14 protein-coding genes are annotated in these 12528 nt (G+C 63.3%); 7 read left to right on the forward strand and 7 right to left on the reverse strand.

Annotation, left to right across the window (positions count from 1 at the left end; genetic code table 11):
- Positions 1 to 188 precede the first annotated feature (188 nt).
- Genes AC07VU_RS23325 through AC07VU_RS23335 form a run of 3 tightly spaced genes read left to right on the forward strand, consistent with a single transcriptional unit; the run spans position 189 to position 1815 of the window.
- Positions 189 to 644, forward strand: coding sequence for an SRPBCC family protein (locus AC07VU_RS23325; protein ID WP_274304177.1), 456 nt, complete (start codon positions 189 to 191; stop codon positions 642 to 644).
- 52 nt (positions 645 to 696) lie between these two features.
- Complete coding sequence (locus AC07VU_RS23330) at positions 697 to 993, forward strand: ArsR/SmtB family transcription factor (RefSeq protein ID WP_007921897.1); 297 nt, start codon at positions 697 to 699, stop codon at positions 991 to 993.
- Positions 994 to 1008: 15 nt separating this feature from the next.
- Positions 1009 to 1815, forward strand: coding sequence for an aminoglycoside phosphotransferase family protein (locus AC07VU_RS23335; protein ID WP_492571941.1), 807 nt, complete (start codon positions 1009 to 1011; stop codon positions 1813 to 1815).
- A 222-nt stretch (positions 1816 to 2037) separates the two neighbouring features.
- Here AC07VU_RS23335 and AC07VU_RS23340 read toward each other — a convergent pair whose 3' ends face one another.
- Positions 2038 to 2442, reverse strand: coding sequence for a GFA family protein (locus AC07VU_RS23340; RefSeq protein ID WP_495030560.1), 405 nt, complete (start codon positions 2440 to 2442; stop codon positions 2038 to 2040).
- 508 nt (positions 2443 to 2950) lie between these two features.
- Here AC07VU_RS23340 and darA point away from each other — a divergent pair.
- From darA to darC, 3 genes are all read left to right on the forward strand, one after another.
- On the forward strand, positions 2951 to 3892 hold the full coding sequence (gene darA, locus AC07VU_RS23345) for a 2-hexyl, 5-propylresorcinol biosynthesis aromatase DarA (RefSeq protein WP_495030561.1): 942 nt from the start codon (positions 2951 to 2953) through the stop codon (positions 3890 to 3892).
- 7 nt (positions 3893 to 3899) lie between these two features.
- Positions 3900 to 5051 carry a beta-ketoacyl synthase DarB gene (darB, locus tag AC07VU_RS23350; protein ID WP_274304173.1) on the forward strand — a complete coding sequence of 384 codons (1152 nt, stop codon included), beginning with the start codon at positions 3900 to 3902 and terminating at the stop codon, positions 5049 to 5051.
- An 80-nt stretch (positions 5052 to 5131) separates the two neighbouring features.
- Positions 5132 to 5389 carry a 2-hexyl-5-propylresorcinol biosynthesis acyl carrier protein DarC gene (gene darC / locus AC07VU_RS23355; RefSeq protein ID WP_146021800.1) on the forward strand — a complete coding sequence of 86 codons (258 nt, stop codon included), beginning with the start codon at positions 5132 to 5134 and terminating at the stop codon, positions 5387 to 5389.
- An 89-nt stretch (positions 5390 to 5478) separates the two neighbouring features.
- Here darC and inhA read toward each other — a convergent pair whose 3' ends face one another.
- A complete protein-coding gene (inhA, locus tag AC07VU_RS23360; RefSeq protein ID WP_007921933.1) occupies positions 5479 to 6165 on the reverse strand; it encodes an isonitrile hydratase in 687 nt (228 codons plus the stop codon).
- Positions 6166 to 6279: 114 nt separating this feature from the next.
- Here inhA and AC07VU_RS23365 point away from each other — a divergent pair, with 114 nt between their 5' ends.
- A complete protein-coding gene (locus AC07VU_RS23365; RefSeq protein ID WP_274304172.1) occupies positions 6280 to 7272 on the forward strand; it encodes a GlxA family transcriptional regulator in 993 nt (330 codons plus the stop codon).
- Here the strand turns inward: AC07VU_RS23365 and AC07VU_RS23370 are convergent.
- From AC07VU_RS23370 to AC07VU_RS23390, 5 genes are all read right to left on the reverse strand, one after another.
- Positions 7258 to 8160, reverse strand: coding sequence for an alpha/beta fold hydrolase (locus tag AC07VU_RS23370; protein ID WP_495030562.1), 903 nt, complete (start codon positions 8158 to 8160; stop codon positions 7258 to 7260). The genes AC07VU_RS23365 and AC07VU_RS23370 overlap by 15 nt on opposite strands.
- A 124-nt stretch (positions 8161 to 8284) precedes the next feature.
- Complete coding sequence (locus tag AC07VU_RS23375) at positions 8285 to 8755, reverse strand: isochorismatase family protein (protein WP_007921939.1); 471 nt, start codon at positions 8753 to 8755, stop codon at positions 8285 to 8287.
- 102 nt (positions 8756 to 8857) lie between these two features.
- Positions 8858 to 10678 carry a glycoside hydrolase family 15 protein gene (locus AC07VU_RS23380; protein WP_495030563.1) on the reverse strand — a complete coding sequence of 607 codons (1821 nt, stop codon included), beginning with the start codon at positions 10676 to 10678 and terminating at the stop codon, positions 8858 to 8860.
- A complete protein-coding gene (locus AC07VU_RS23385) occupies positions 10671 to 11471 on the reverse strand; it encodes a glucose 1-dehydrogenase (protein WP_102680836.1) in 801 nt (266 codons plus the stop codon). Before AC07VU_RS23385 ends, AC07VU_RS23380 begins: the two co-directional genes overlap by 8 nt.
- Positions 11472 to 11567: 96 nt before the next feature.
- Positions 11568 to 12425, reverse strand: a complete 858-nt coding sequence (locus AC07VU_RS23390) for a hypothetical protein (protein WP_495030564.1) — start codon at positions 12423 to 12425, stop codon at positions 11568 to 11570.
- Positions 12426 to 12528 lie beyond the last annotated feature (103 nt).

Below are 12528 nucleotides of genomic sequence, written 5' to 3' on the forward strand. Positions count from 1 at the left end.
ATTCTCGCGATGGACGATCAAGGGGGCATCAAGGACGTTTTGCGGGCCGCCCGGTTCTGGTTGGCGACAGCTCTTTGGCCTGCATCCTAGCCCTGACGACGACCGCGTGTCCGTCTTTGCGGAAAAATGCAACTTAAAGGTTGCTCTTCTGCCAGAGCGAGCTAGGGTGTGATCACTGGAGGTGACCCATGAACTCATCAGATCGCATCGAAAGAAAGATCCTGCTCAAGGCAACCCGTGCCCGTGTCTGGGCCGCGCTGGCGAATGCCGAGGCGTTCGGCAGCTGGTTCGGCGTGGCGCTCGCTGGCCAGCGTTTTGTCGTCGGGCAACGCACCCGGGGGCAGATTACCTATCCCGGGTATGAACACCTGGTCTGGGATGTGCTGGTGGAGCGGCTGGAGCCCGAACACCTGTTCGCCTTCAGCTGGCACCCGTACGCGGTGGAGCCTGGAGTCGACTATTGCGCCGAGCCCAGCACCCTGGTGCAATTCGAGCTCGAAGACCTGGACGGCGGCACCTTGCTGCGGGTGGTCGAGTCGGGGTTCGATGGTATTCCACCCGAGCGGCGGCTCAAGGCGTTTCGCATGAACAGCCGCGGCTGGGATGAGCAGATGAACAATATCGAGACCTACCTTGGCCCCTGATACCCCTTCCACATCCCTGCTGCCAGTGGCGGCATCGCTGGACGGCTTGGCCATGATCTTTGCGGCACTGGGCGACGAGACCCGCCTGCGGCTCGTCGCCATTCTGTGTGGCGGCGGCGCCCTGTCGATCAGCCAGTTGACCCTCGGCACCGACATCAGCCGCCAGGCGGTGACCAAGCACCTGCGGGTGCTGGCGCAGGCCGGGCTGGTGCGCGACGCCAAGCTGGGGCGCGAGCGCCTGTGGGCCTTCGAACCGGGCCGGCTGGCCGAGGCTCGGCGCTCGCTGGAGGTGATCAGCCAGCAATGGGATCATGCCCTGGGTCAATTGCAGGCCTTTGTCGAGTCATAACGGAAAGAGTCACGGATGTTCGAGTTTTACCTGAAACGCTGGAACCTGCAGGTCGATGGCGCGCCCATCGTCACCCCTGGCAGCCACTTGTTGCCGGTGCGCCTGGACGATGCGCCGGCGATGCTGAAGATCGCCCTCGACGACGAGGAAAAATACGGTAACCGCCTGATGGTCTGGTGGGCCGGCGAGGGCGCCGCCCGGGTCTACGCGCACCATGGCGATGGTTTGTTGATGGAGCGGGCCATGGGCCGGCGTTCGCTGATGCAGATGGCCCTGGCCGGCGAAGACGACGAGGTCAGCCGGATCGTCTGCGCCAGCCTGGCACGCCTGCATGCGCCACGCGCGACGCCCTTGCCGCCGCTGTTGAGCCTGCAGGAATGGTTCAAGGCCCTGCGCCCGGCCGCCCGGCGCGAGGGTGGGGTTTTCCTGCGCTGCCTGGCCACGGCCGATGAACTGCTGGCTACCCCTCGGGAGCAGGTGGTGCTGCACGGCGATATCCATCACGACAATGTGCTGGACTTCGAGGAACGCGGCTGGCTGGTGATCGATCCCAAGCGGGTCATGGGCGAGCGCGGTTTCGATTTCGCCAACCTGATCTGTAACCCGGACCTGGCGACCAGCAGCGATCCGCGGCGCTTCACCCGCCAGGTTGAGGTCATCGCCCAGGCCGCCGGGCTGGAGCGCAAGCGCCTGCTGCAATGGGTGCTGGCCTATACCGGGCTGTCCGCCGCCTGGTTCCTGGAGGACGGCGACGTACCCAGCGCGGAACACCAACTGCAAGTGGCGGAATTGGCCACCCACGCTCTGGAAGGCGCGGCCTAGGGGTTTTGGCAGGTCGATCTATGGCGAAAGGCTTACATGCGCTGGCTGCTATCTCGCCTGTTGCCGATTGGGCGACAGGCTTAATCTTCACCCACCAACTGCAGCGCAGGACGCGCTCAGGGTCATGGATGACCGACCATGTGCAAGGATGCAGCGACAGGATGTCGTAATGGTCTTGAAAAAACCCCGCTTCGGCGGGGTTTTTTTTCGCCTGTGGAAAAGCTAGAGGTAGCGGGTTTCCTCCGGCACGTTGCCCCAGTTGTCATGGCGCCCATCGGCGTAATGCACCGGGGCCGCAAGCAGCTCCTGCAGGTCGATGTCATCCAGGGTCATCACTTGCACCGCGACATAGTCGCCGCCGATCTCCTGCACATGACCGCGCCCGAAGGGGCGTACGCCGCAATGCTTGCAGAACAGATGATGGGTATTGCCGCTGTTGAACCGATAGTCGCTCAGCGCCTGTTCGCCACTGAGCAGGCGAAAGGCCTTGGGAGCGATGATCGCGTTCCAGTTGCGGGTCTTGCTGCAGATCGAGCAATTGCACTTGTTGGTGCCCTGGCTCAAGTCGATCTCGGCTTCATAGCGCACGGCACCGCAATGACAACTGCCGGTGTAAGTCTTGTGCATGGCAAGGCTCCTGAGGGAAGGCTGGGCCAGAGTGTAGAAGCTGCCCGGACATTAGCGGGAAAACTTTTTGATTAAGGCCAGTAGCCAGTATTGAATGTGCCCTGCTTAGATTAAAAAAGTTCCGATAAGAGCATGTAAGTTCGTCCGTTGGGTAGCACGAAGGGCCTACCAGAGTTGGTAGGTTTACAAGCGTCCGATTGCAGATACAGTTTCAACCAGAAGACGGGTTCTGTCCCACTACAGGTTCTTTCTGTCAAAAACAGGCAGAAAGTATTTGTCATGCGGGGTGGGCGATTTCCGGGTTCAGTTCGTCATCAGGCAGCTGCTCCGGGTGCTGCTGTTTTTGTCGTGCAGCATGTTTTGTTTTTTAAGTTCGACCAGCCACGAATACAGTGCGCGTCTTTCTCGTCGTGCCCAACTTATAAAAACTGCCTTTTATGCTGAAGTTCACATTCAAGTGAATCTCTGGCGTGTCTGTGTGGTTGAAAAGCCAAAGGTCCCCGCACTTATGAAGCATGTTCTTGTGGTTCGTTATTCGCAAAGCGGTCAGTTGAACGACGTGGTCGAAAGCCTGATCTCGCCCCTGAGTTCGACGCGGGAGGTCAAGGTGCATGAGATGGTGCTCAAGCCCCGGGTCGCCTATCCGTTTCCCTGGCCGGTGGGCCGGTTTTTCGACGTGTTTCCCGAGACCGTGCAGCTCAGCCCGCCGGCCATCGAACCGCTGCATACCGATCATCGCGGGCCCTTCGACCTGGTGATCCTGGCGTATCAGGTCTGGTACCTGTCGCCGTCGCCGCTGATCACCGCGTTTCTCCAGAGCGCGGAAGGCAAGCGCCTGCTGGCCGGGCGCCCGGTGGTCACGGTGATCGCCTGCCGCAACATGTGGCTGATGGCCCAGGAGGCGGTCAAGCGCCTGCTGCACGAGGCCGGCGCGCGGTTGCTCGACAACGTAGTGCTGACCGACCGGGCCAATACCTTCGCCACCCTGATTACCACGCCGCGCTGGATGTTCACCGGCAGCCGCGAGTCCTTCCTCGGCCTGCCCAAGGCCGGGATCAGCGCCGAGGATGTCCAGGGCGCCGCACGTTTCGGGCGGGCATTGAATGCCGCCTTGCAGGCCAATAAAGAGCAAGCCGAAGGGCCGATGCTGGCAGGGCTGGGGGCGGCGACCGTCAACCCCGGGCTGATACTCAGCGAGCGGGCGGCCTATAGAGGCTTCACGTTCTGGTCGGGAATAATTTGCCGTTTCGGCAAGTATGGGCAATGGCTGCGGCGACTCTTGCTGTGCCTGTTCATCGTTTATCTATTGTTGGTCATCTTGACTGTCCTGCCTGTTTCACTGGTGTTACGCCGTTTGCTTCATCCCTTTATCCGGACGCGGCTCGATAAGTTACAGCGTTATTACGAGCAGCCGTCCGGTTCGCAACTAAATCTTGAATCCGAAGGGTGAAATCATCATGAGTGAATTGTTTGTCTATATCACGAAAACATCCACTTATATGCCGGGAGAGGCAGTGGATAACGATACGATGGAGAGCATTCTCGGGTATGTAGGCGGGCGACCTTCACGGTCTCGGCAAGTAGTGCTGCGTAATAACGGAATCAAGCAGCGCTATTATGTGCTGGACCCGCAGACCGGTATTCCCCGTTTCACTAACGCGCAAATAACCGCCGAGGCGATCAAGGGCCTGGTGGGCGACGGCTTTACCCTGGACGCCATGGAATGCCTGTCCACCGGCACTACCATGCCGGACCAGTTGATGCCCAACCATGGCGTGATGGTGCATGGCGAACTGGGCAACAAGCCTTGTGAGGTGGTGTCCACCGCCGGTATCTGCCTGGCTGGCCTCACCGCGCTGAAATATGCCTACCTGTCGGTGCTTGCGGGGGCCAGCCGCAATGCCGTGGCCACCGCCTCGGAGGTGCCTTCGCCGGTGCTGCATGCGCGCAATTTCGATGCGGAAAACGAGGCGCTGGTGGCGCAGATGGCAGCCCGCCCGGAAATCGCCTTTGATAAGGATTTCCTGCGCTGGATGCTGTCCGACGGGGCCGGGGCCTTCCTGCTCGAGAACCAGCCACGGGCCGGAGGTTTGTCGCTGCGCATTGACTGGATCGACATCTTCTCCTACGCCAACGAATTGCCGACCTGCATGTACGCTGGCGCGGAAAAGGCCGAGGACGACAGCCTGATCGGCTGGAAGCTGCTGACTCCGGAGGAGTGGGCCTCGCGCTCGATCTTCGCGATCAAGCAGGACGTGCGGCTGCTGAACGAGAACGTGGTGAAGTACACCCTCGGCAAGCCGCTCAAGGAGGTGATGATCAAGCGCAACCTGTCGCCCGAGGCCATCGACTGGTTCTTGCCGCACATGTCATCGGAATACTTTCGCCAGCCGATTGCCGAGTGCCTGGAAAACACCGAACTGGCGATTCCCCAGGAGCGCTGGTTCACCAACCTGTCCGAGCGCGGCAACACCGGCTCGGCGTCGATCTACATCATGATCCACGAACTGCTGGAGTCCGGACGCCTGCACAAGGGGCAGCGCGTGCTGTGTTTCGTCCCGGAAAGCGGGCGCTTCTCCGGCGGCTTCATGCACTTGACGGTGGTCTGAGGCGCCTCGCCAAGGCGCAAGAACCCGGTGGCCGGCGCGGGTCGGCCACTGTTTCGTGGTACGCATCCAACTGCAAGGGAATGAATATGGAAACCCTCGAACAACGCGTGAAAAGAGTGGTGGCGAGCGAACTGGCCGTCGACCTGGCGCAGATCGGCAACCAGGACTCGTTCGTCGAGAACCTGGGAGCAGACTCGCTGGCCCGGGTGGAACTGGTGTCGGCCCTGGAGGCCGAGTTCGACCTCACGATCCCGGACGACGCAGCCGATGGCCTGCAGACCGTGCAGCAGGCGATCGACTACCTCCGACAGGCCAGTGAGCAAGCAGTCCCGGCCTGACGTCGGTTCGTCGAAGATGCGGCCAGGGCTCAGCTGGCCGATAAGGTTGCCCTGGTCCGCATCTTTCTTCAGCTTCTGTAAGCGCCGTCTCAGGCCTGCTGCCACTGCGCCACGACCCTGTCGACGATCTCGCCGCGCTGCTGGATGGAGTTCGCCGCGAGCCGCTGGGCTTGTTCCACCACCGCTTTGGGCGCTGTCTCTGGGCTACCGGCCGCGAACGGCGGAGCCGGGGCGTATTCCAGTTGCAGTTGGACCCGCTGCGCCGTTGCATCGCCGAACAGTTCGCCGGCCAGGGTCAGGGCGAAATCGATCCCGGCGGTAATCCCGCCACCGCTCAACAGGTTGCCATCGCGCACCACGCGTTCCTGTACCGCGATCGCTCCCAGCGCCTCCAGCAAATGGTGGTAGGCCCAATGGGTGGTGGCGCGCCTGCCCCGCAGCAGCCCGGCGGCGCCAAGCACCAGGGAGCCGGTGCAGACCGAGGTGACATAACGCGCCTGCTCCGCCTGCTGGCGGATGAAGTCGAGGGTCTGCGGGTCTTCCATCAACGGCCCGACACCGGCGCCACCGGGGATGCAGATCACGTCCAGTGGCGGGCAATCGGCGAAGCTGGTGGTCGCCTGCAGCACCAGGCCGGTGCTGGCGGTGACCGGCCCGCGCGCCTTCCAGACCAGATGCACCTGCACGTCCGGCAGCGACGCGAGCACATCGTAGGGGCCGGTCAGGTCGAGTTGCTGGACGTTGGGGAACAACAGGAAACCGATCTGCAGCGTCATGGGGTATCTCCCTGGAGAAGTTCGAAGGTGTCCGCTCTTATGTGGCTGGACGGTTCGACTCTAGCGCCCTAGGCTTTGGCGAATACGCCAACCTACCCACGATTTACGCCAATCATGTCCCAGACCGCCAGAACCGTTCATGTACTGACTTTCGCCAACGCCCAGGTACTCGACGTCACGGGCCCGCTGCAGGTGTTTGCTTCGGCCAACGACCTGGCGCGGCACAAAGGCCTGCCGCTGCCTTACGCGGTGAATGTGATCGCCGCGGGCGACGGGCCGGTGACCACCTCGGCCGGGCTGACGCTGCTGGCCGAGCCCTTGCCGGCGCCGGGCACGCCTTGCGACACCCTGGTCATCGCCGGCGGCTGGGGCGTGTACGCCGCGGCGGAAGATCCGGCGCTGGTGGCCTGGGTCCGCCAGCAGGCGGCGCTGGCGCGGCGGGTGGCGTCGGTGTGCACCGGGGCGTTCCTGCTGGCCGCCAGCGGCTGGCTCGACGGGCGCCGGGTGGTCACCCACTGGACCCGCTGCGAGCAACTGGCGCGGCAATATCCGCAGCTGCGGGTGGAAGCCAACCCTATCTTCATCAACGAGGGGCCGGTCTGGACCTCGGCCGGCGTCACCGCCGGTATCGACCTGGCCCTGGCGCTGGTGGAGGCGGACCTGGGGCACGCCATGGCGCTGGACGTGGCCCGGCAACTGGTGGTGTTCCTCAAGCGCCCGGGCGGCCAGTCGCAGTTCAGCGCGACCCTGGCCCTGCAAAAACAGGGCAGCCGCTTCGACGACCTGCACGCCTGGATCGCCGAAAACCTCGGTCGCGACCTGAACATCCCGGCCCTGGCCGAGCGGGCCGGCATGAGCGAACGCAGCTTTGTCCGCCACTACCGCGCCGACACCGGCCAGACCCCGGCCCGGGCCATCGAACAGATCCGCGTGGAAAGCGCCCGACGCCTGCTCGGCGACAGCGGCGTGGCGATCAAGCGCATCGCCGTGCAGTGCGGCTTCGGCAGCGAAGAAACCCTGCGCCGCAGCTTCCTGCGGGTCGTCGGCGTGACGCCGCAGGCCTATCGGGAGCGCTTTTCGCCAGAGGGGGAGTCAGGCTTCCAGTAGTTCCAGCAATGCCTGCAAGGTGGCGTGCGGCGCTTCCTGCGGCACGTTGTGGCCGACCCCGGGCAAGACCCGGCGCTGGTAAGGGCCGGTGAACAGGCCGATGTCTTCGTCCTCTTCGCTCGCCGGGCCGACCCCGTCATCGCCGCCGCACAACGAGAGGGTCGGCACGCGGATCGGCGGCTGCTGCGCCAGGGCCTGCTCGATGTGTTCCAGGTTCGGGTCGCCCGGCGCGTACATGAAGCGATGCCGGTAGGAGTGGATCACCACCTCGACGAAGTCCGGGTTGTCGAACGACGGCGCGCTCCGGTCATAGAGTTCGCGGCCGCGATCCCAGGTCGGCGACCACAGTCGCCACAGCAGTGCGCACAGTTCGCGACGGTTGGCGGTCAGGCCGTCGACCCCGCGTTGGGTGTGGAAATAATACTGATACCAGAGCCGGTGCTCGGTCTCGGGCGGTCGCGGCTGGGTCGAGCGGGCAATGTCCTGGATGTTGTAGCCGTCGGCGCTCACCAGGCAGCGCACCCGCTCCGGCCACAGGGCCGCGACGATGCAGGCGGCGCGACCGCCCCAGTCGAAACCGGCGAGGGCGGCCCGGGGGATCTCCAGGGCGTCCATCAGGTCCAGCAGGTCCTGGGCCAGCGCCGCCTGTTGCCCGGAACGCAGGATGTCCGGGCCGGCGAAGCGGGTCGGGCCGTAGCCGCGCAGGTACGGCACTATCACCCGATAGCCGCGCACCGCCAGCTCGGGGGCGATCTCGTCGTAGCTGCGAGGGTCGTAGGGAAAGCCATGCAACAGAATCACCGGCTCGCCGTCGGCGGGGCCGTGGTGTTCGTAGGCGATGCGCAGGGACGGGGTCTGGATGTACTGGACAGAGAGCGAGCTGTTCATGACGGATCCGGCGACAGGGAAAACAGCAACCTTAGCTCAAACTGCATGCCTGGCCAGTGTCGCGCCAGGACCTCGTTCGTGGGCTTTGCCCTGGCTGACGAATGCTTCAGACATCAGTCAGCGGCTACAGGAAGGCGAGCTCGGCGCTGGTCGTGAGGTGCTTGAAATGGTGCTGCCACAACCGCACGCCCAACTGCCCGCTGCGGTCCAGTGACGAGCCCACGGTCAGGTCGGTGATCAGCGTCGGTTGCAGGCCGGCGTCGAACAGGGCGAAGCCGGCGGCGAGCACGCAGGTGTCGGTCTGGATGCCGCAGACCAGCACACGGTCCGGGGCCAGGCTGCGCAGGTAGGCGATGGTGTCCGGCGTGGGGGCGTAGCCGTGCTTGATGAACACGCGGTCGGCGGCGACCAGGCTGTGGTCATCGGCGGCGGGGCACCAGCCGAGTTGGCGGACGAAGGGCGTGCGACTTTCGTCATGACGCTCGACGGTGGCCACCGAGGGTAACTGGCCGAGCAGGGCGTTGATGCCGTTCACCAGCCAGTCCGGCGGGTTGAACGAGGGTTGCACGTCGATGATCAGCAGCACCTGGCGCATGGGAATCCTTGAGGGAACCGGGCGGCCTATTCTGCCCGCAAACTGCCGTTGCCGTGAACGGCTTGTCTTCTGTAGGCGCGAGGCGATGGGGCGTATTGCGAGTCAAGGCTGCCAGAGGATCTTCTCGCCACTGAGCCGGCGATCGAGAAAACTCGCGGCGCTGATCAAGGCCAGGTGGGTCAGTGCCTGGGGGGTGTTGCCCAGGTGCCGGGCATGGCTGTCGAACTCTTCGGCGTATAGCCCCAGCGGGTTGGCGTAGCGCAGCAGTTGCTCGAACTCCAGGTGGGCCTGGTCCAGCCGGCCGGCGCGGGCCAGGCATTCGACGTACCAGAACGAGCAGGCGGCGAATGCGCCTTCGGTGCCGGCCAGGCCGTCGATCTGGCTGTCTTCGTTGCGGTAGCGGTAGACCATGCCGTCGCGCACCAGGGTCTTCTCGATGGCTTCCAGGGTCGCCAGCCAGCGTGGGTCGCGGGCGCCGACGAAGCGCACCAGCGGCATCAGCAGCATCGAGCCGTCCAGCGCGGTGCCGCCCCGGTACTGGACGAAATGCCCGCGTTCCGCGTTCCAGAAGTTGCTCCAGATATCGTCGTAGATTGCCTGGCGGGTCTGGTCCCAGAGGGCGAACGGCGCCGGCAGCGAGCGCTTCGAGGCGAGGCGGATGGCCCGGTCCAGGGCGACCCAGCACATCAGCCGCGAATGCAGGAAGTGATGCTGCTCGCCGCGCATTTCCCAGATGCCCACATCCTCGCCGTCCCAGCTGCTGCAGACCTGGTCCACCACGTCCACCACGTGTTTCCAGCCTTCGTGGGAAATCGCCTCGCCGTATTTGTTGACCAGGTACACCGCGTCCAGCAGCTCGCCGAAGATGTCCAGCTGGACCTGTTCATAGGCCTGGTTGCCGATACGCACCGGCGTCGCGCCGCCATGCCCGGACAGGTGCGGCAACCGGGTTTCCGGCAGCTGCTGGCGACCGTCGATGGCGTACAGGATATTCAGCTTGGTCGGCTGGCCACAGCAGTCGCTGACCCGCCCGCGCAGCCAGCGCATATAGGCGTTGGCCTCCGCGACGAAGCCCAGGCGCATGAAGGCGTAGACGGTGAACGACGCGTCGCGGATCCAGGTGTAGCGGTAATCCCAGTTGCGCTCGCCGCCCGGGGTTTCCGGCAGGCCGAAGGTGGCGGCGGCGAGGATCGCCCCGTGCTTGCGCGAGGTCAGCAGCTTCAGCGCCAGGGCCGAGCGGTTGACCATCTCGCGCCAGCGGCCGCGGTAGTTGGACTGGCCGATCCAGTCGCGCCAGAACTTCAATGTGCGTTCCAGGCACAGACCGCTGCCACCGGTGACCAGCCGCGGATCGTCGATGCCGCCCAGCATGAATTCGGCGCTCTGCCCCTGTTCCAGCTCGAATTCGGCCACCGCCGCCTGCCGGTCGATGCGCAGGGGCTGGCTGGCGATTAGGCGCAGGCCCGGCTGCCGCTCGGCCTCGAAGCACACGGCGTCGCCGTCCAGCCGCGCGCGGGTGGTGGCGCGGGCATAGTCATGGCGCACCGAGCAGCGCAGGCGCAGGGTGGCGCGGCCGCTGACCACCCGCACCCGGCGGATCAACAGCGGCAGGTCATCCTCGCTGTCGCCGATCGGAAGCAAATCGGTGACTTCCACCACGGCCCGTTCGCTCAGCCAGCGGGTCTGCAGGACGTTGCTGTCGGGCAGGTAGATCTGTTCGCGGCGGGCGTCGGGCAGGTCCGGCGCCAGCTGGAAGATGCCGGCGTCCGGGGTGTCGAGCAGCGAGCAGAAGATCGACGGGCTGTCGAACTCCGGCCAGCAGAAAAAATCCACGCTGCCCTTGTCGTTGACCAGCGCGGCGCTGCGCAGGTCGCCGATGATGCCGTGGGCGTCGATCGGCGCCTGTCGTTCCGTGTCAGCCATGGTCGCGAAACTCCGGGTACAGGCTCATGCCGCCATCGATCACCAGGGTGCTGCCGAGCACGTAGTCGGACGCATCGCTGGCCAGCCAGACCACGGCGTTGGCCACGTCCTTGACGTCGCCGATGCGCCCGTAGGGAATCAGCTCGAGCAGCTTGCGCTCGGCCGCGCCCTCGGTGGCCTTGCGATTGAGCGGCGTGGCGATCGCGCCCGGGGCAATGGCATTGACGCGGATGCGCTGGTGGCTGACCTCCTGGGCCAGGCTGCGCATCAGCATGTCCACGCCGCCCTTGGACGCCGCGTAATTGACGTGCCCGGCCCAGGGTATCCGCTGGTGCACCGAGCTCATGTGGATGATCTTGCCGGCGGCGCGCGACACGCCGGTGCGGATGCCCTGGCGGTTGAAAATGCGCAGGGCGGCGCGGGCGCAGAGGAACTGGCCGGTGAGGTTGACGCTGATCACCTGGTTCCAGTCCTCCAGGGTCATGTCCACCGTGGCGGCGTCTTTTTGCAGGCCCGAGTTGGCCACCAGGATATCGAGGAAACCGAAGGCTTCCAGGGCCCTGTCGAACAGGTGCTGGACCTGGTCTTCCTGGGAGATGTCGGCGCCCACGGCAATGGCCCGGCCGCCGCAGGCGTTGATGTCGGCGGCGAGCTTTTCCGCGGGCGCCGCCTGCCGATGGTAATTGAGCACCACCGAGGCCCCGGCCGCGGCCAGGGCGGTGGCCGCCGCGGCGCCGATGCCGGAACTGGCGCCGGTGACCAGGGCGACTTGTTGGTTGAGGGAGATCTGCATGATTGGTCAACCTGAAAAACTGTCGTTGACTGGTTGACTGACCTTGCAGGACAAGAGTTCAGCGCAGAATGATCACTCTTGTTTTGAACGGGATCGCTACTCGGGCTTCGAGTTCGAGGCGGTGGCCGCGGCGGCATTCAACTCTGCAAGTATCTTCTGGTGATCCATGAACTTTATATTTGGAAAACGCTTCTTTGCTATTTCCAGGATGCGAGGCTGTATATCAGCGTAGTTTTTTATTGTGCTATGGAACACCAAGTAGCAGCTGTCAGTTGCCTTGCTCATGATTTGATAGATGTCAGCATCCACGAATTCTTTCAGGCGACTATATCCAAGTTGATTTTTGTCGCCTTCGGCCAGTGTGGCTTTGAACCTTTCCTGAGCAGTTTTTTGCGCGGGCTCAAGCTTTTCTGAAACTAGTCTTGAACGCTCATTAATGGCGTTGACAGCTGCAATGTAGCTTTCTTCCGCGACAGATAACTCGAGTAGGGCCTTGCCGTGCTCTTCATGAAGAAAGCCCAGTTCGTTGAAATCAATTTCCACAATGTTCAGAGCAATCGGGCCTGCTGCCGGGGTACATGCCCAACGGTGTTCGTTTAACTCGTTCTCTTTAAGGAAACTGTTATAAATTCCAGCGATCTTGTTCAGCTTTATTGCTATGCAGAACACGGCTTTTCTCAATGCCCTGACTTCAGAGTCCTCGAGTTTCTTGTTCTCGATGCGGGTGTTGTAGCGATAAGCAAGATAGGCCGCTATCAATACGCCAATGAGTGCGCTTGAGCCTGAAGTGAAAGAACTTACTGCGAGCTCATGAAGCCGTGGCACCTCTTTTTTCTCAATGGCCAGTTGCAGGAAGTACCAAAGATTCAATGCCAGCAGGGGCAGGATCAATCCTATGGCAATGAAAATGGAATTTTTGTTAATGAACGTGAGGGCGGACTTTATCGGACGCATGCTCTAAAAGGCTTTCTGTTATTTGTTTGTGATTGTGTGGTCGTTTTTGGGGCGGAGTACGTTCTCATGTAGAGGTATCTGTGGCAACGTGCACGATTTTGCA

The organism is Pseudomonas sp. GW821-FHT02B10, assembly GCF_059421865.1.

Excerpts from the sequence above, each read along its gene's own strand:
- AC07VU_RS23335 (WP_492571941.1), top strand. The coding sequence starts at position 1,009 with ATGTTCGAGTTTTACCTGAAACGCTGGAACCTGCAGGTCGATGGCGCG.
- AC07VU_RS23365 (WP_274304172.1), top strand. The coding sequence starts at position 6,280 with ATGTCCCAGACCGCCAGAACCGTTCATGTACTGACTTTCGCCAACGCC.
- darB (WP_274304173.1), top strand. The coding sequence starts at position 3,900 with ATGAGTGAATTGTTTGTCTATATCACGAAAACATCCACTTATATGCCG.
- AC07VU_RS23380 (WP_495030563.1), bottom strand. The coding sequence starts at position 10,678 with ATGGCTGACACGGAACGACAGGCGCCGATCGACGCCCACGGCATCATC.
- AC07VU_RS23325 (WP_274304177.1), top strand. The coding sequence starts at position 189 with ATGAACTCATCAGATCGCATCGAAAGAAAGATCCTGCTCAAGGCAACC.
- AC07VU_RS23370 (WP_495030562.1), bottom strand. The coding sequence starts at position 8,160 with ATGAACAGCTCGCTCTCTGTCCAGTACATCCAGACCCCGTCCCTGCGC.
- AC07VU_RS23375 (WP_007921939.1), bottom strand. The coding sequence starts at position 8,755 with ATGCGCCAGGTGCTGCTGATCATCGACGTGCAACCCTCGTTCAACCCG.
- AC07VU_RS23390 (WP_495030564.1), bottom strand. The coding sequence starts at position 12,425 with ATGCGTCCGATAAAGTCCGCCCTCACGTTCATTAACAAAAATTCCATT.
- inhA (WP_007921933.1), bottom strand. The coding sequence starts at position 6,165 with ATGACGCTGCAGATCGGTTTCCTGTTGTTCCCCAACGTCCAGCAACTC.
- AC07VU_RS23340 (WP_495030560.1), bottom strand. The coding sequence starts at position 2,442 with ATGCACAAGACTTACACCGGCAGTTGTCATTGCGGTGCCGTGCGCTAT.
- darA (WP_495030561.1), top strand. The coding sequence starts at position 2,951 with ATGAAGCATGTTCTTGTGGTTCGTTATTCGCAAAGCGGTCAGTTGAAC.
- AC07VU_RS23385 (WP_102680836.1), bottom strand. The coding sequence starts at position 11,471 with ATGCAGATCTCCCTCAACCAACAAGTCGCCCTGGTCACCGGCGCCAGT.
- darC (WP_146021800.1), top strand. The coding sequence starts at position 5,132 with ATGAATATGGAAACCCTCGAACAACGCGTGAAAAGAGTGGTGGCGAGC.
- AC07VU_RS23330 (WP_007921897.1), top strand. The coding sequence starts at position 697 with ATGATCTTTGCGGCACTGGGCGACGAGACCCGCCTGCGGCTCGTCGCC.